Raw genomic sequence first — 15,386 nt, 5'->3', positions numbered from 1 at the left:
CTTGATGATGAAACGCATCTTTTCCGGCATCCAGCCGACCGGCCACCTGCATCTCGGAAACTACTTGGGCGCCATCCATAATTGGGTGCGGTTGCAGGACGAGTTCGAGTGCATTTTCTGCGTCGTCGACCTGCACGCGATCACCGTTTGGCAGGACCCGGCCGAGCTGCGAGCGAACACCCGCAGAATCGCCGCGGCAATGCTGGCATCGGGCATCGATGCGCGACGGCATATCGTCTTCAACCAGAGCCAGGTTGCCGCCCACGCCCAGCTTGCCTGGGTGTTCAACTGCGTCGCCCGCCTCGGCTGGCTCAACCGGATGACCCAGTTCAAGGAGAAGGCCGGCAAGCACCGGGAAAACGCCTCCGTCGGACTTTACGCCTATCCCAACCTGATGGCGGCGGACATTCTCGCCTACAAGGCGACGCACGTGCCGGTCGGCGAGGACCAGAAGCAGCACCTGGAATTGACCCGCGACATTGCCCAGAAGTTCAACACCGATTTCGCCAAGGACGTCTTTCCGATACCCGAGCCGCTGATTTTCGGGCCGGCGACCCGGGTGATGTCGCTGCGCGACGGCAAGGCGAAGATGAGCAAGTCCGATCCGTCGGAGAATTCGCGGATCAATATGACCGACGACGCCGATATCATTCGCCGCAAGATCCAAAAGGCGACGTCGGACCCCGACCTTTTGCCCGAGACCCCGGACGGACTTACGGCGCGCCCGGAGGCGGCCAATCTTCTCGGTATCTACGCGGCGCTCGCCGGCGAGACGCTCGAGCAAACCTGCGCCCGCTTCGCCGGCGCGATGTTCTCGGCGTTCAAGCAGCAACTCGCCGATCTCGCCGTCGACCGACTTGCGCCGATCGCCGCCGAAATGCGGCGCCTGGAGGCCGAACCGGCTCATCTTGATGCGATTTTGGCGGACGGCGCGGCCAGGGCTGCCGCCATCGCCGCGCCAATTCTACGTGAGGTTTATGATACCCTCGGTTTCCTCGACCCTAGCGCGTCGCAATGCACTTGATCCGCGGTCTTGTTCTGACCAGATGGTATTATGGCAAATAGCCACCGGGATCGGCCCGGTCGGAGCGTCTCTGGGAGCGAGAAGGCGATGTTCATCCAGACCGAACTTACCCCTAACCCTTCGACGTTGAAGTTTCTGCCGGGTCGCACTGTGATGCCCGAGGGCACGGCGAACTTCACCGCGCTGGACCAAGCCATCAGCTCGCCGCTGGCATCGCGCCTGTTCGCTGTCGACGGCGTGTGCGGTGTCTTTCTCGGCAGCGACTTCGTCTCGGTTACGAAGGATTCGGCCCCGGAATGGGACGTCATGAAGCCGATCATTCTCGCCGCGATCATGGACCACTTCACCTCCGGCGACGCGATCATCGTCGAGGGAGCCACGATCGGCGGCCACGACGGCAGCGATGACGACGAAATCGTCTCTCAGATCAAGGAACTGCTCGAAACGCGCGTGCGTCCGGCGGTCGCTCAGGATGGTGGCGACATCATCTTTCGCAGCTTCGAGGACGGGATCGTCTATCTGCACATGCAGGGCGCCTGCTCCGGGTGCCCGAGCTCGACGGCGACCTTACGCAACGGCATTGAAAACATGCTGCGCTATTATGTTCCCGAGGTCGTCGAAGTTCGCCCGGCCGATTAAAGGATACGCTTCAGCGATTACGACCTCGCAGGTCGGAGCGTCGGTCAGCGCCATGATGGCGGAGCTTTTGCCGGTCGCGCCGACGTGCCCAGGCCGCCGCCCCCAGCTCCAGCCCCAGCGATGAGCGCCTTTCATCGCGCCTTGCTGCTCTTTCTTTTCGCCATTGTTGTCGCGGTGATCGGCGGCGGTGTCTTTTGGTCGCCGACCGGCGAGCGCCGCGCCAGTTCCGAGGCCATCGAATCGGCTCCGTCGCGGCGGGCCTCGACGGACGAGGCCTCCGCTTCTGTCGGGGCTGCTCCAAGCGCCGGGCAAGCGGCCGGCGGTGCGGCCACCAGCACCGCCGATGCGTACGATCTCGACGCGGTCGCCGCCGGCGCGCCGGTTCCGCGCAGTGCGATCGGCCTTTCCTTGCCGAATACCGGCGAGCCCGGCGGCGCGAGCGGGCATTCGCCGGGAAACGAGCAGGCTTTCATCCGCTCCGTTCTGCCGCTTGCTCTCTTCGCCAACGAGGAGATCCTCGCCGACCGCAGCCGGCTTTGGTCCTTGCGTCAACGCGCCGCCTTGGGCGAAACGCTGCCGGCGGTCGAGCGCTTGTGGATACGGATCCTCGCCGAGGGGTTCAACGTCGACGACGGTGATTTTGAAGAACTGGAGCTGCGAATCGACGCCGTTCCGCCGGCGATCATCATCGCCGCGCTGGCAACGGCGAGCAGCTGGGGAACGGCGATCGCCGATGCCCTGCCGCGTCTCGGCGGCGAGGCGCCGTTCGCGCAGCGATCGCCTGCGGCGCGGTCACACCCGCCCATCGCCTCTGCCCCCCTGCCGACCGAGGACGGTGCACGGCTTCTCGAGGCGATACGCGCCATTATTCATGCGCTGAATACCCGCCCCGCCTATGCCGGGTTCCGTTATGAACGGCGTCGCATGCGGCTGGCGGGCGCGCCACTCGACTCGCGCCAACTGACCGGCGCTCTGCCGACGTCCAGGGCGGACGCTGTCCTCGGCGAAGACGTCATTCGCCAGACGATAGCGGCGCAGCATCTGGAGCGTTTCGACGGCGCGCGTCTCGCACCCCACAAATCCTCGGTCTGAGCCACCCCCACAAATCATCGCCGAGGGATCGCCTCGGCCCAACCCGAGAGATCGGCCCACTTACCCGATTAAAGGAGACCAAGCGTGACGACACCAGTGGACGACGTTGCCCTTGATACGCTGTTTCGCCACGGCCGCACGCACAGTGCGTGGTCCGAGGGGACGGTAAGCGTCGAACGGCTGCAGGCGGTTTGGGACCTCGCCAAGCTCGGACCCACAAGCGCCAACTGCAGCCCGCTCCGCATCGTCTTCGTAGTCTCGCCGGAGGCGAAGGCGAAGCTGAAGCCCGCGCTCCTGCCGGGCAACGTCGAGAAAACGATGCTGGCGCCGGCGACGGCGATCTTCGCCCATGACCTCGCGTTCTATGAGCGTTTGCCGCAGCTCTTTCCTCACACGGATGCCCGCGCGTGGTTCGTCGGCAACGATGCGCTGATCGAATCCACGGCTTTTCGCAACGGCTCGCTGCAAAGTGCGTATTTCATGCTGGCGGCGCGGGCCCTCGGGCTCGACTGCGGCCCGATGTCCGGCTTCGACGGCGCCGCTGTCGACGCGGCGTTTTTCGCCGGAACAACGGTGCGATCGAACTTTCTGTGCAACCTCGGCTTTGGCGACGCCGCGAAGCTCAAGCCGCGCAATATCCGCCTTGGGTTCGACGAAGCCTGCCAGGTGGTTTAAGCTGGACCTGCGCGCGCTACATTATGCGAATCGGCGATGCGCTGTCCGAAAGGACCGGATAACGCCCGCGCGGTTTGAAAAGCTGATAATGCCACCATTCGTTGCGAAAAAAATCGAACCCGGCGCAGGACATGATGCCGAGAAGCAGCATGCGGTTCCGCTGCGCCGTCGCCGATATCGTCCCGTCGCCGTGCCACGAGTGAGGCCGCATGTCGTCGAACCCGGTTCCCATGTCGAGTTCGGCGCCGCTGGCAGCATCGATGAGCGTCAGGTCGACCGCCGCCCCCATGCTGTGCGGCGACCCCCGCCGCGGATCACCGATGTAATTCGCGTCGGGGAGATAACGCCACAGCATCCACTGCGCTTCCGACGGTCGAAAAGCATCGAAAACCTTGAGGCGCAGTCCCAGCGGCGCGGCGCGTTCGACCGCCCGGCGCAGCAAATCCGCCGTATCGGCATGCAAAAGGCAGGCGGGATGGCGGTAAATCGGCGCGCCAGTGAAATTTCGCGCCGTGGCATAAATCAGGTCGATCTCGATGCCGAACGCCTCCGGTGTGATCTCGACCAGCATTCGTCTACTCCCAGGCTTTTCTCTTCGCGTAACCTTGGCGCACGGCACCTCGGCACCTCGGCACCTGCCGCCTCATCGGACCCGGCGCGCCGCGCTCGCCCGGCAAGAGCGGCAATCGCCACGCCCTTCTCCTTGCGACGGCGGAACCATAACCCCGGATGAGAATACTCGCCATCGATACCGCGACGGGCGCGTGTTCCGTCGCGCTGCGGCGTGACGGCCGTCCGGGATACGAGCGCTTCGCGGTGATGCCCCGCGGCCACGCGGAGGCGCTGATGCCCATGGTGCTGGGTGCCCTCGACGCCGAGCACTGCGATTTTTCGGCGCTTGACCTCATCGCGGTGACGGTTGGACCAGGGGGGTTCACCGGCCTGCGCGTCGGGTTGGCCACCGCCAGGGGTATCGCGCTGGCCGCCGGCATCCCCTGCCTTGGTGTCACAACACTGGAATCGATCGCCGATGCGGCGGCGATCACTGAAGGTCGGCTGCTCGTCGCGCTCGACAGCAAACGCGGCGATCTCTACGTCCAAGCGTTCGGGCAAGCGTTCGGGCAAGCGTTCGAGCAGGGCGCGCCGATGGCGGCGCCTCAATGCCTTTCCCCGTTAGCGGCGGCGGAGATCTGGGCGAATCGCGCGGAGCACGGATCGCTGCATCTTGCCGGCAACGGCGCGGCGGCGCTCGCCGAGGCACTTCGCGCCGTGGGTACGGAGGGCGCCATCATCGCCGGCACGGATTATCCGCGAGCCGCGTGCGTCGCGGCCTGCGCCGAGCGGCGCTGGCTCGCCGGCGAGCGCCCCACCTTGCCGCCGGCACCACTCTATCTCGCGCCACCCGCCACGGGACCTGCGACCAGAACCCAGGGCGGAGCTGTGGGCGGCACCAACGCCGAGCCGCCGGCCGATGGCGATTTGTCACGATGAGCTTGCATCCGATGCGCCTTACGCCAGCGGCGCCGACCGACTGCTATGTCCTCGCCGCAATCCATGCCGCGTGCTTCTCCGAGGCATGGGATGCACGATCGATCTACACCTTGCTGACGCCACCGCACGCGATCGGGATCATAGCCTGGTCGGCAGACACCATCGCCGGTTTCGTTCTCTGCCGGGCGGTCGGCGACGAATGCGAGATCCTGTCCTGCGCGTCATCCCCCCTGTTCCGCCGGCAGGGCGTTGGCATGCGCGTCTTGACGGCGGCGCTCGACGAAGCGCGCCAGCGGGGAGTCCGCCGTGCCTTTCTAGAAGTCGCCGAAGACAATGCCGCCGCCCGGGCGCTGTACACCGCCTGCGGCCTGAGTGATATCGGCCGAAGGCGGCGATACTATCGCCGAATCACCGGGGCGGCGGACGCCATCGTCATGAGTCTCGACCTCTGATGCGGTGAGGCGGAAGCATCTTGCGGACCCTCAGGCGGTGGACCCCGGCGCTGGCCGGAATGGCGGGGTCGACATGATCCGCCGCGAGCGGAACCAACTCGACGATCGTGTGTCCCTGGCTGGCAACGGCATTGGGAACGTTGGCGAGCGGTTCGGCTCCCCGCAACAACACATCAGCCATCTCGCCGGGCGCCATCCGCTCAAGGAGAAGCTTTGTTCGCACAAAAGTGAGTGGGCAGACCTCGTTTGAGATATCGAGGAAATAATCTGCGCAATTTTCGCTCGTTTTCTCGTCTCTATTTGACATCAATGTGACTTGCTTCCGTAGAGAGTATTTACTATATATGTCGAAATCTGCGGTAAGTCGAAGGTAGAAAGTAGGATGCGCGAAAAGCCAGGTTTTACTGAAATGCTCGAACTGACGACGGAGATCGTCGCCGCTCATGTTGGAAACAATCCGATTGCCGCAGCAGAGTTGCCGAACTTGATCCAAAGCGTTTACCAGACCTTGACCTCGGTGGGCTCGGAGCCAGTGTCGATGGAACGGCCGAAACCTGCGGTGCCGGTCAAGCGGTCAGTGTTTCCAGACTACATCGTCTGTCTCGAAGACGGCAAAAAGCTGAAGATGCTCAAGCGCCACCTGAAGACGGCGTATGACATGACCCCCGAAGAGTATCGCGATCGCTGGAGTCTGCCGCCCGAATATCCAATGGTCGCCCCGAATTACGCGAAGCACCGAAGCAACCTCGCGAAAGAAATCGGCCTGGGCACGACCCGGCGGAGCCAGGGCGGCAAAGGCGCGTGAGTCTGCCCCTTCGTAGCGCCCGTCGCGGTTAAGAAGTGCAACTTCGACGCATTGACACTATAAGGTTTGATATAAAGTGTCATGTCGCCGTAAAGGCCGGGAGGGGTGATGTCGCAGCTGTCGCGGATTGAGCATCTGTGTTTGGAAAAGGGCATGAAGATGACTGGCCAGCGCCGGATCATCGCTCGCGTCCTTTCCGACGCCACCGACCACCCAGACGTCGAGGAGGTTTATCGCCGGGCGGTGCGCATTGATCCGCGGATCAGCATCGCCACCGTCTACCGTACCGTCCGCCTGTTCGAGGAGGCCAGCATCCTCGAGCGTCACGACTTTGGCGACGGTCGCTCCCGTTATGAGGAAGCGAGCGAGGACCACCACGATCACCTGATCGATATCCAGTCCGGAAAGGTCATCGAGTTCCGCAGTCCCGAGATCGAGGTACTGCAGCGGCAGATCGCCGAACGCCATGGCTACCGGCTGGTCGGTCACCGTCTTGAACTGTTTGGCGTCCCCCTGGACGTGCGGGAGAAATAGCCCGTCCGTTCACGCGCCTCGCCTCCAGGCCAGGAACAGGACGATCGTAGACACGGCGGCGCCTGTCGACGTCAGTCGAGGGTGCGGGCAATTCGAAAACCGAAGCTGTTGTAGCGGAAGATTGCGCGATAGGCGACGCGGTTGGCCGAGCGGCAATGGCGGGGAAAGTTGTTCCATGATCCGCCGCGCAGCACCCGCTTGTCATCTGGGCCGACGCTGGGCGGATCGATCCAGGCGGAACCATCCGTCGGCGCGCCCTCATAATCGCCGTGCCAATGATCTTCCACCCACTCCCAAACGTTGCCGTGCATGTCGAACAGCCCCCAGGGATTGGCGGCAAGCGAGCCGACCTCGGCCGTGCACCTCAGCCGTCCGGCAACATTCGCATCGTCGTCCCGCAGTTCGTCACCGCACGCATAGCGTGAGGTTGTCCCCGCCCGACACGCGTATTCCCACTCGGCCTCGCTCGGCAGCCGGTAGGTCTGGCCTGTAACCTCGCTGAGCCAGCCGGCATAGGCTTGAGCATCCGCCCAGTTCACCTTGATCACCGGCCGCCGGCCGCGCCCCCAGCCGAAATCGCCCGGCTTTTCTCGCCCGGCCACCTCGCAGAAATGATCGTATTCCTGGAATGTCACGGCAAAGCGTCCGATCGCGAAGCGATGCGACAGTTCGACCCGATGCTGCGGGCGTTCGTCGGCGGCGCACGACGGGTCGTTTGGCGGTGATCCCATCAGAAAGCCTCCGGCAGGCAGGCCGACCAGCTCGGGGCACCAGGCAACATCAACGTCGCGGAACGCCCACGGCAGCGACGGATCATCCGCGCGCCACGGTGTCCGCCGCGCCGCAGCCGTGCCCGCAATCGTCGCCGCAGCCTTGGGATCATCGATCGCCGCTCTCCCGCCCTCGAGCACATTCGCGCTGCCGATGCGCATGGCGATCACCTGCAGCAAACGTTGCAATCCCGGATGCGTCGGCGATCCGTCCCAGCCCGTGAGGTCCTCGGCCTGCACCTGGCGGAACTGCAACGGTATCCGGCCCGGCTCCAGGACCGCCGGGACGAGAATGCCGCGGCTCAACCCCTCGCTCGCCTCGGCGCGCACCCATCGCCGGGCAACCGACTGTCGTGACCACAAAACGAGTACACAGCGCGCCGTGTTCAGTTGCCGCTCGATGACCTCGTCCCAGATCTCGCCGGCTTTGAGGCTGCTGTCCCACCACACCGACCAGCCACGCTTGGTTAGTAGCCGAGCGAGACGTTCCGCCTTGGCGCAATCCGACCGTGCATAGCTGATGAAGACATCCGCCATCGCTTCCCCCTGGATCTTCGTCGAAGCCGGCAGCTTCACGCCGCGGTGCCGGCGCGCAGACCACAGGCATCCGATAGGACCCCAAGCCATTTATAATAGGATTATAGTCAGATAATCTGCCATCATCAAGGTTTTCCATCTTCGTTTGAGCCGTGCCTTGGTCCAGCGCCATTGCAGTTGCATCGACGAAGGGCGCCGAGGCTTAAAGCCGATCGTGCACGAACCTGCCCCTTGCCGAACCGACCGCGAGCCGCGAGACTGCCGCGCATGGACAATTCGCAAGCGGCGCTCCCACGCGTCTTCCTCCAGGCGGGACGCGACCGGCGCGTCGCCCTTGGACATCCTTGGGCCTATTCGAACGAGATCACCATCGATGCCGACGCCAAGGCGCTGCCGCCCGGCTCTCTCGCCACGCTTCACCGCGTCGACGGCAAGCCGCTTGGCCTCGGCACTTTCAATCCGCATACGCTGATCGCCTTTCGCCTGCTTAGTCGCGACGCCAGCGCGACGATCGATCGCGCCTTCCTCGCAAACCGCATCACCCGCGCGCTGAACCTGCGCCAGACGCTGTTCGACGCGCCCTTCTATCGCGTCGTGCACGCGGAGGGAGATGGGCTGCCGGGACTGATCTGTGACCGCCTCGACGGCGTACTCGTCGCCCAGATCAATACCGCCGGCATGCAGGCGCTCACCGACGATCTCCTCGCCGCGCTCGATGACGCGCTCGCACCCCACACGGTGGTGCTGCGCAACGACTCCCCGGCACGGGCCAGCGAAGGTCTGTCGGGCAGCGTTACCATCGCCAAGGGGCAGATCGACGACGCAATAATGGTGCGTGAGGGCGGGTGTTGCTTTTTCGCCGACGTTCTCGCCGGTCAGAAGACCGGCTGGTTCTTTGATCAGCGCGACGCCCGCGACATCATCGCACCGCTTTCAGCCGGCGGCAGCCTGCTCGACGTCTTCTGCCATACCGGCGGCTTCGCCGTCCGCGCCGCCGCCGCAGGCGCGCATAGTGTCGTCGGTGTCGATTCGTCGGAGCCTGCGCTTCACCTGGCCCGACGGGCTGCCGCGGCGAACGGCGTCGAGCACCTCTGCGCGTTTCGCCGCGCCGACGCATTTACCGAGCTCGAACGCCTCGCTCGCTCCAAGGAACGCTTTCGTATCGTCGTCGCCGATCCGCCGGCGTTCGTCAAATCACGCAAGGATCTGGCCAGCGGCCTGCGCGGCTACCGCAAACTGGCGCGGCTCGCCGCTCCGCTTGTCGCGCCGCAAGGCTTCCTGTTCATTGCCTCCTGCTCGCACAACGTCGAGCCGGATGCTCTGCTCAGCGAAATCGTCCACGGCATTTCCTCCGCTGCGCGGTCCGGCCGCATCATCCACGAGGGCCGTGCCGCGCCGGACCATCCGGTGCACACCCATCTGCCGGAAACATCCTACCTCAAATGGGCTATTCTACAGCTTGATTAGCGTCACCGTCAGCGAATCGCCATCTTTGCTCCCACCATCGAGGCCCCTATCCGCCGGCGTATCGACCGATGAGCGCCTTGCCGCGCCATGGATTCCGCCCGGTCCTTGACACACTGCATCACGAATTAAGCCGCAGGCACAACCCATTGGCGTGACGATCCGACGCCCCGATCATCGCACGGAACGGCGGTTCAGCTACGGTATCGAAAGATCACAGGTCCACACCCGTCTCCGGGAATTGTGATTTTTCTGTTGCAACAGAATTTTTTGACCGCTATGTCGTTCGCACCTGCGAAATGGACGCGGGCTACGGGCCGCAATGTCAAAGCCCGTGATCATCGTCGTCCCTTCGCGACAACGGCAACGATATGATCGTTCACCGGATCCCTTGCTGGTAACTGCTGCGGATACCGGGTCTGCGCGTTCGTGATATTTCTGCGGGAGCAATCACAATATGGCAATGTCCGAGAACGAAGCTCTGTCCTATGCCCGCCCTCACGGCGTTAACACCGCGGCCGTCGTCGCCGATAGGCCGACTCAGCGCCGGGCGCTGGTGTTTCCCGGCCAGGGATCCCAATCCGTTGGCATGGGCCGGGAATTGGCGGAGCAGTTCAGCGTCGCCCGTCGCGTGTTCCAGGAAGTCGACGACGCCCTCGGCCAACACCTCTCGAGGCTGATGATCGAAGGGCCGGAAGCCGAGCTGGTCCTGACCGAGAACGCCCAGCCCGCCCTGATGGCGGTGAGCATGGCGACGCTCGCGGTCTTGCGCAGCGAATATGGCATCGAGGCGAGCGATCTCGGACAGTGCGTCGCCGGCCATTCGCTCGGCGAATATACGGCCCTGACCGCAGTCGGCAGCTTCGGCCTCGGCGAGGCGGCGCGCCTGCTGCGCATCCGCGGCCTCGCCATGCAGACGGCGGTTCCCGTCGGCGAAGGCGCGATGGCGGCGATGATGGGGCTCGACCTCGACACCGCACACGAGATCGCCGCCGAGGCCACGCGCGATTCCTACGACGGCGCGGTATGCGTCGCCGCCAACGACAACGCGCCCGGGCAGGTGGTGATCAGCGGTAGCCGCTCCGCGGTCGTCCGCGCCATCGAGATCGCCGCGCTGCGCGGCTCCAAGCGCAGCATCATGCTGCCGGTCAGCGGCCCCTTTCATTGCCCGCTGATGGCGCCCGTCGCCGATGTCATGGCCAAGGCTCTGGCCGACGTGAATATCCAGCCACCGTCGCTGCCGTTGATTTCTAACGTCACCGCCAGCGCCGTGACCAACCCCGCCGAAATCCGCAGCCTGCTCGTCCGTCAGATCACCGGCATGGTCCGCTGGCGCGAGAGCGTGCTGTTCATGAAGAGCATCGGCGTCCGCGAGCTGATTGAATTCGGCGCCGGCAAGGTGCTCTCCGGCCTCGCCCGGCGCATCGATCGGGAAGTCAGCGGGCTGTCGATCGGAACGCCGGCGGACATCACCGCCTTCGCCGCGACGATCTGAACGGCCGGCGACCGGACTCGCAGCCGCGCGAGATCCCCCGGCTGCCCAGCTTTCGAGTCCACATCCCACGGCGCGCCGGCTGTTCCGGTGCGCCGCAATCCCCCTCCCCTCTTCTTCCCTACAAACGGCCCGCCAGTCCGCCTTGCGCGCGCCTGTGCCGCGCAGACGGTCTTTCGTTCAGGTTGATGCTTATCACCCGCGCCGGCAGTGTACGGCGCCTGCGCGTGAACGGCGGCCTTAGCGGTCGGACGCGGACGTGGGGAGGGTAGTGGGAAAGCCGGCGGCGCTTTCCAGCGCGGCGGCGGCGCGCAGGACCGTCTCCTCGTCGAACGGACGGCCGACGAGCTGCAGGCCAAGCGGCAGACCGCGGGCGCTGAGGCCGGCGGGAACCGAAATCCCCGGCAGACCGGCGAGGCTGGTCGGCACGGTGAAGACGTCGTTGAGGTACATGGTGATCGGATCGTCGGTATTCTCGCCGATCGCGAACGCATCGGATGGCGCCGTCGGCGTCAGGATCACGTCGACGGACTCGAACGCCCGGGCGAAGTCGCGGGCGATCAGCGCCCGCACCTTCTGCGCCTTGAGGTAATAGGCATCGTAGTAGCCGGCCGAGAGCACATAGGTGCCGATCAGCACCCGGCGGCGCACCTCGGCGCCGAACCCCTCACCGCGGGTGTTCTGGTACATCTCATCGAGGCTCGCCGCCGGCACGCGCAGGCCGAAGCGCACGCCGTCGTAGCGCGCGAGGTTGGACGACGCCTCCGCCGGAGCGATGATGTAGTAGGTGGCGAGGGCATAGGCGGTGTGCGGCAATGAGACCTCAACGGTCCGCGCGCCGGCCGCCTCCAGCCAGGCGACGCCCTGCCGCCAGATGGCGTCGATCTCGCCCGACATCCCGTCGATGCGGTACTCCCGGGGAATGCCGACCGTCAGCCCGCGCACGCCGGCGCCCAGCGCCGCGGTGAAGTCGGGCACCGCCAGCGGCATCGACGTCGAATCCTTGGCATCATGCCCCGCCATGACGCCGAGCATGATTGCCGCATCCTCGACGGTGCGCGTCATCGCGCCGGCTTGGTCGAGCGAGGAGGCGAAGGCGACGATGCCCCAGCGCGAGCAGCGCCCGTAGGTCGGCTTGATGCCGACGATGCCGCAGAACGAGGCCGGCTGACGGATCGAGCCGCCGGTATCGGTTCCGGTGGCGCCAAGGCACAGGCGGGCGGCGACCGCCGCCGCTGACCCGCCGGACGAGCCCCCGGGCACGAGATCCTTGCCGTCCTTCGGCCCCCACGGGCTCTTCACCGGCCCGTAGTAGCTCGTCATGTTCGACGAGCCCATGGCGAACTCGTCGAGGTTGGTCTTACCGAGCATGACCGCGCCGGCGTCGCGCAGGTTCGCCGTTACCGTCGATTCGTAGGTCGGCACGAAGCCGTCCAGCACGTGCGAGCCCGCGGTGGTGAGCACTCCCTCGGTACAGAAGAGGTCCTTGATCGCGATGGGAATGCCGTCCATGCGCCCGCGCGCCCGGCCGGCGGCGCGCCGCGCGTCGGAGGCTTCGGCGCGGGCGAGGGCGATCTCTGGGGTCTCGGTGATGAAGGCGTTGAGCGCGCGCGCCGCCGCCATCGCGTCGAGGTACGCGCGGGTCAGCTCGACCGACGAGAACGCACCGCGCGCGAGGCCATCACCGGCGGCGGCGAGGGTCAGTCCGGTTAACGCATTGGTCATTCGACGACTTTCGGCACGGCGAAGTAGTCATCGATCGGCGATGGCGCGTTAGCGAGCACGGCGCCGCGATCGCCGCCGTCGGTGACGACATCCTCGCGCTGGCGCAGCGTCATCGCCGCGACGCTGGTCATCGGCACGACCCCGTCGGTGTCGACCTCACGCAGTTGCTCGACCCAGTGAAGGATCGTCGAAAGCTCCTGCGCCAGGGCATCGAGGTGGTCGTCGGCCACGCGCAGGCGGGCCAGGGTGGCGATGGTCTTGACGGTCGTGCGGTCGAGGGACACGGGCTTTTCGTCGCGCGGCTGGGAATGAAGGCGTCTCGGTCACAGCGGGGCGACCGAACGATGAACGCGGAGCCTAGCAGCCGCGCCCTCGCCACGCAAGGCAGCCGCGCAGAACCGGCGGCGCAATCCCAGGCCGGTTCCGACCGTCGTCGCACGAACAAGACATTTCTGCGACACTTGCCGGAAGGTGGGCTTTCAGTCTGCCCGGTACGTGCTGAGCCAGCGCATTGTTGGGAGGAGCGATGGGCGCGAGCATCTTTATCAGCTACCGCCGGGGCGTGGACGCGGGCTTTGCTGGTCGATTGTTCGACCGGTTGCAGCGCCCCTTTCGCAACCATGGCCTGTTCATGGACGTCGACAGCATCGCGCCCGGCCAGGATTTTGCCTCGATTCTCGCGGCGCGCGTCGCCGAGTGTGCGGTCCTGCTCGCCGTGATCGGCCGCGGCTGGCTCGCCGCGACCAACGCCGGTGGCCAGCGCCGCCTCGACCATCCCAACGATTTCGTACGCATCGAGATCGCGGCGGCGCTCAGCCAGAGCAAGCGGGTGATTCCAGTGCTCATCGATGACGTCACGATGCCGCGAGCGGACGACTTACCGGAGGAGATCAGGCCCCTGGTGCGCTTGCAGGCCACGCGTCTCAGTCATGACCATTTCAAGGCGGACTGCGACCGGTTGATCAGATCGCTCAAGACCGTCCTTAAGGAGTCCGCGGAGCGAGGACGAGCGCCCGCGAATGCGGCGGCTGGTACACTGGGGTTACCCCCACCGCCGACCGCGAGCGCGTCTCACGCCAGCGCCCTCACCTTGAACCATCGTCCGCAGACCGACGCGGCACCGCCTAAGCGGCTCCCCGCCCGACCGGCAATGCCGGAGCTTGCGGTCTTTCGCGATTTCGAAACACCGTCGTGCCCGGAGGTCACCGTCCTGCCGAAAGGGCAGTTCGTCATGGGATCGTCCGACGCCGATGTCGACGCCTACGCCGATGAAAAGCCGGCTCATGCCGTTGCCATCAGACACCCGATTGCCATGTCCCGATATATGATCACCTTCGAGCAGTACGATCACTTTTGCGAGCTGGCTGGCAAGACCAGGCCTCTCGACGAAGGCTGGGGCCGCGCACGCCGGCCAGTGTTCAATGTCAGCTGGCAGGACGCCTGCGACTATGCCGCATGGCTGAGCGCGGTCACCGGCCACCGATATCGGCTGCCCACCGAGGCAGAGTGGGAGTACGCCTGCCGGGCCGGAACGACAACCCGCTACGCCTTCGGGGACGCGATCACCGGCAAGTTCGCCAACGTGGATGGGATCGTTAAGAAAACGACCGATAGTGGTCGGTTTCCCGCCAACCGCTGGGGGCTCTACGACATGCATGGCAACTTATGGGAGTGGGTAGAAGACGTCTGGCACGACAGCTATGTCGGGGCTCCGTGCGACGGCAGCGCCTGGACAATCGGCGGCGATGACTCGAAGCGGGTTGTGCGTGGAGGTTCATACAGTTACCCAGTGGCGGAAGCGCGCTCGGCGGTGCGCTGCGGTCAAGATCGCTTTACACGCGACGTTCACCATGGATTTCGCCTGGTTCGCGACCTTTAGCGCCAACAGCGCGCAACAGGGCGTACCCTGCGCCTTCGCGGCTCACTTCCAAAGCGGTCGATGAACACTGATCCAGAACAAAGGTCGCCCGGTATTCCGGGCGAGATCGCTGGTAATTCGCAATATCGATGAGCAGCCTTTCGATTTCGCCGACGCGGTGACTGAACTTCAAGCGAATGAGGGAGGCGAGGTTCGCGAAATGGTAGACCTCATCCCTCATGACCGCCCTGACCCACTTCGAAAGCGACGGCCGGTCCAGCGTGTCGTAGGCTGGCACGTCGAGCTTATAGCCGCGTGCGGTCGTGCATTCATCGTAACAGAGCAGCACGCAGAGGCGAAACTCATCGCATATCCAAGGCTCGATGCCGGAAAAGTCAGGACTGCGTCCTCTTACCGAAGCATCGATGTCTGATTCCGAGTAGCCAAAGGCATGCGACGACAAGAAACGAAAGCCAGCATAGTGGTTTCGTTCATCGCCGATCCACCTTTCCAGAAAGGTGGCGAATTCCGCGCTCGCCGCGAAGTGCCGGCGCTTGAGGTACTCATAAAGTTGATGAGCATCATATTCGGAGAGTGTGTCGTGCCAGATCGTCGGGCTCAACGGAGAGTTGGCCAAGCGCGTCCAGAGTGACTCGTCTTCGGATAATCCGGCTAGCAGATCAGACGCCCGCCATTGAGCCGACTTGACGACGAACGGGAACTGACGAGACATCGATGGCAAAGTCATGTGGTGACAGGACAGCGTAGCGCAGATCAAGCCCGCGAGCGAGACGGCGACAAAGCTGACCGGCCGAACGTGCTGCGCAC

The 15,386-nt window shown here is 64.9% G+C and carries 17 protein-coding genes; 11 read left to right on the top strand and 6 right to left on the bottom strand.

All coding sequences use genetic code 11. The annotated features are described in order from the left end of the window. Positions 1-7: 7 nt before the first annotated feature. The 4 genes from trpS (at position 8) to IPK66_14390 (ending at position 3,430) form a co-directional block, all read left to right on the top strand. The gene (gene trpS, locus IPK66_14405) at positions 8-1,024 is read left to right on the top strand and encodes a tryptophan--tRNA ligase (GenBank protein ID MBK8176407.1); all 1,017 of its coding nucleotides are present in this window, start codon (positions 8-10) and stop codon (positions 1,022-1,024) included. A gap of 87 nt (positions 1,025-1,111) precedes the next feature. Further along, positions 1,112-1,663 (top strand): NifU family protein, encoded by a 552-nt coding sequence (locus tag IPK66_14400; GenBank protein ID MBK8176406.1) that lies wholly within the window; start codon positions 1,112-1,114, stop codon positions 1,661-1,663. Positions 1,664-1,783: 120 nt separating this feature from the next. Beyond that, positions 1,784-2,755, top strand: a complete 972-nt coding sequence (locus IPK66_14395) for a hypothetical protein (GenBank protein MBK8176405.1) — start codon at positions 1,784-1,786, stop codon at positions 2,753-2,755. Between the two features lie 84 nt (positions 2,756-2,839). Next, complete coding sequence (locus IPK66_14390; GenBank protein ID MBK8176404.1) at positions 2,840-3,430, top strand: malonic semialdehyde reductase; 591 nt, start codon at positions 2,840-2,842, stop codon at positions 3,428-3,430. 16 nt (positions 3,431-3,446) lie between these two features. Here IPK66_14390 and ddpX read toward each other — a convergent pair whose 3' ends face one another. Further along, positions 3,447-4,001, bottom strand: a complete 555-nt coding sequence (gene ddpX, locus IPK66_14385; protein ID MBK8176403.1) for a D-alanyl-D-alanine dipeptidase — start codon at positions 3,999-4,001, stop codon at positions 3,447-3,449. A gap of 158 nt (positions 4,002-4,159) precedes the next feature. Here ddpX and tsaB point away from each other — a divergent pair, with 158 nt between their 5' ends. Beyond that, complete coding sequence (gene tsaB, locus IPK66_14380; protein ID MBK8176402.1) at positions 4,160-4,921, top strand: tRNA (adenosine(37)-N6)-threonylcarbamoyltransferase complex dimerization subunit type 1 TsaB; 762 nt, start codon at positions 4,160-4,162, stop codon at positions 4,919-4,921. Next, positions 4,918-5,373 (top strand): GNAT family N-acetyltransferase, encoded by a 456-nt coding sequence (locus IPK66_14375; GenBank protein ID MBK8176401.1) that lies wholly within the window; start codon positions 4,918-4,920, stop codon positions 5,371-5,373. The genes tsaB and IPK66_14375 overlap by 4 nt, the downstream gene beginning before the upstream one ends. Here the strand turns inward: IPK66_14375 and IPK66_14370 are convergent. Further along, positions 5,354-5,680, bottom strand: a complete 327-nt coding sequence (locus IPK66_14370) for a sulfurtransferase TusA family protein (GenBank protein ID MBK8176400.1) — start codon at positions 5,678-5,680, stop codon at positions 5,354-5,356. The two genes, IPK66_14375 and IPK66_14370, sit on opposite strands and share 20 nt — an antisense overlap. A 75-nt stretch (positions 5,681-5,755) precedes the next feature. Here IPK66_14370 and IPK66_14365 point away from each other — a divergent pair, with 75 nt between their 5' ends. Further along, positions 5,756-6,178: a MucR family transcriptional regulator gene (locus tag IPK66_14365; GenBank protein ID MBK8176399.1), complete on the top strand. Its 423-nt coding sequence runs from the start codon at positions 5,756-5,758 to the stop codon at positions 6,176-6,178. A gap of 108 nt (positions 6,179-6,286) precedes the next feature. Further along, a complete protein-coding gene (locus IPK66_14360; protein ID MBK8176398.1) occupies positions 6,287-6,712 on the top strand; it encodes a transcriptional repressor in 426 nt (141 codons plus the stop codon). A gap of 71 nt (positions 6,713-6,783) precedes the next feature. Here the strand turns inward: IPK66_14360 and IPK66_14355 are convergent, their stop codons facing one another. Further along, positions 6,784-8,058: an SUMF1/EgtB/PvdO family nonheme iron enzyme gene (locus IPK66_14355; GenBank protein ID MBK8176397.1), complete on the bottom strand. Its 1,275-nt coding sequence runs from the start codon at positions 8,056-8,058 to the stop codon at positions 6,784-6,786. Positions 8,059-8,286: 228 nt separating this feature from the next. On the opposite strand from IPK66_14355, the gene IPK66_14350 reads away from it, so the two are divergent. Further along, a complete protein-coding gene (locus IPK66_14350; protein ID MBK8176396.1) occupies positions 8,287-9,486 on the top strand; it encodes a class I SAM-dependent rRNA methyltransferase in 1,200 nt (399 codons plus the stop codon). A gap of 460 nt (positions 9,487-9,946) precedes the next feature. Next, the gene (gene fabD, locus IPK66_14345; GenBank protein ID MBK8176395.1) at positions 9,947-10,978 is read left to right on the top strand and encodes an ACP S-malonyltransferase; all 1,032 of its coding nucleotides are present in this window, start codon (positions 9,947-9,949) and stop codon (positions 10,976-10,978) included. 237 nt (positions 10,979-11,215) lie between these two features. Here the strand turns inward: fabD and gatA are convergent, their stop codons facing one another. Then, positions 11,216-12,700, bottom strand: coding sequence for an Asp-tRNA(Asn)/Glu-tRNA(Gln) amidotransferase subunit GatA (gene gatA / locus IPK66_14340; GenBank protein ID MBK8176394.1), 1,485 nt, complete (start codon positions 12,698-12,700; stop codon positions 11,216-11,218). After that, a complete protein-coding gene (gatC, locus tag IPK66_14335) occupies positions 12,697-12,984 on the bottom strand; it encodes an Asp-tRNA(Asn)/Glu-tRNA(Gln) amidotransferase subunit GatC (GenBank protein MBK8176393.1) in 288 nt (95 codons plus the stop codon). Before gatC ends, gatA begins: the two co-directional genes overlap by 4 nt. A gap of 242 nt (positions 12,985-13,226) precedes the next feature. On the opposite strand from gatC, the gene IPK66_14330 reads away from it, so the two are divergent. After that, positions 13,227-14,579 (top strand): SUMF1/EgtB/PvdO family nonheme iron enzyme, encoded by a 1,353-nt coding sequence (locus IPK66_14330; protein MBK8176392.1) that lies wholly within the window; start codon positions 13,227-13,229, stop codon positions 14,577-14,579. Here the strand turns inward: IPK66_14330 and IPK66_14325 are convergent. Further along, the gene (locus IPK66_14325) at positions 14,533-15,291 is read right to left on the bottom strand and encodes a hypothetical protein (protein MBK8176391.1); all 759 of its coding nucleotides are present in this window, start codon (positions 15,289-15,291) and stop codon (positions 14,533-14,535) included. The genes IPK66_14330 and IPK66_14325 overlap by 47 nt on opposite strands. Positions 15,292-15,386 lie beyond the last annotated feature (95 nt).

Source organism: Rhodospirillales bacterium, assembly GCA_016712595.1.
GTDB lineage: Bacteria > Pseudomonadota > Alphaproteobacteria > Rhodospirillales > Defluviicoccaceae > Defluviicoccus.
The sequence above is the reverse complement of the archived record's forward strand: the minus strand, read 5'-3'. Positions and strand labels throughout refer to the sequence as shown.

Coding starts and splice junctions, on each gene's coding strand:
- IPK66_14360 (MBK8176398.1), top strand. CDS start 6,287: ATGTCGCAGCTGTCGCGGATTGAGCATCTGTGTTTGGAAAAGGGCATG.
- IPK66_14330 (MBK8176392.1), top strand. CDS start 13,227: ATGGGCGCGAGCATCTTTATCAGCTACCGCCGGGGCGTGGACGCGGGC.
- IPK66_14370 (MBK8176400.1), bottom strand. CDS start 5,680: ATGTCAAATAGAGACGAGAAAACGAGCGAAAATTGCGCAGATTATTTC.
- IPK66_14400 (MBK8176406.1), top strand. CDS start 1,112: ATGTTCATCCAGACCGAACTTACCCCTAACCCTTCGACGTTGAAGTTT.
- IPK66_14375 (MBK8176401.1), top strand. CDS start 4,918: ATGAGCTTGCATCCGATGCGCCTTACGCCAGCGGCGCCGACCGACTGC.
- tsaB (MBK8176402.1), top strand. CDS start 4,160: ATGAGAATACTCGCCATCGATACCGCGACGGGCGCGTGTTCCGTCGCG.
- IPK66_14395 (MBK8176405.1), top strand. CDS start 1,784: ATGAGCGCCTTTCATCGCGCCTTGCTGCTCTTTCTTTTCGCCATTGTT.
- ddpX (MBK8176403.1), bottom strand. CDS start 4,001: ATGCTGGTCGAGATCACACCGGAGGCGTTCGGCATCGAGATCGACCTG.
- trpS (MBK8176407.1), top strand. CDS start 8: ATGAAACGCATCTTTTCCGGCATCCAGCCGACCGGCCACCTGCATCTC.
- gatA (MBK8176394.1), bottom strand. CDS start 12,700: ATGACCAATGCGTTAACCGGACTGACCCTCGCCGCCGCCGGTGATGGC.
- IPK66_14325 (MBK8176391.1), bottom strand. CDS start 15,291: ATGTCTCGTCAGTTCCCGTTCGTCGTCAAGTCGGCTCAATGGCGGGCG.
- IPK66_14365 (MBK8176399.1), top strand. CDS start 5,756: ATGCGCGAAAAGCCAGGTTTTACTGAAATGCTCGAACTGACGACGGAG.
- IPK66_14350 (MBK8176396.1), top strand. CDS start 8,287: ATGGACAATTCGCAAGCGGCGCTCCCACGCGTCTTCCTCCAGGCGGGA.
- fabD (MBK8176395.1), top strand. CDS start 9,947: ATGTCCGAGAACGAAGCTCTGTCCTATGCCCGCCCTCACGGCGTTAAC.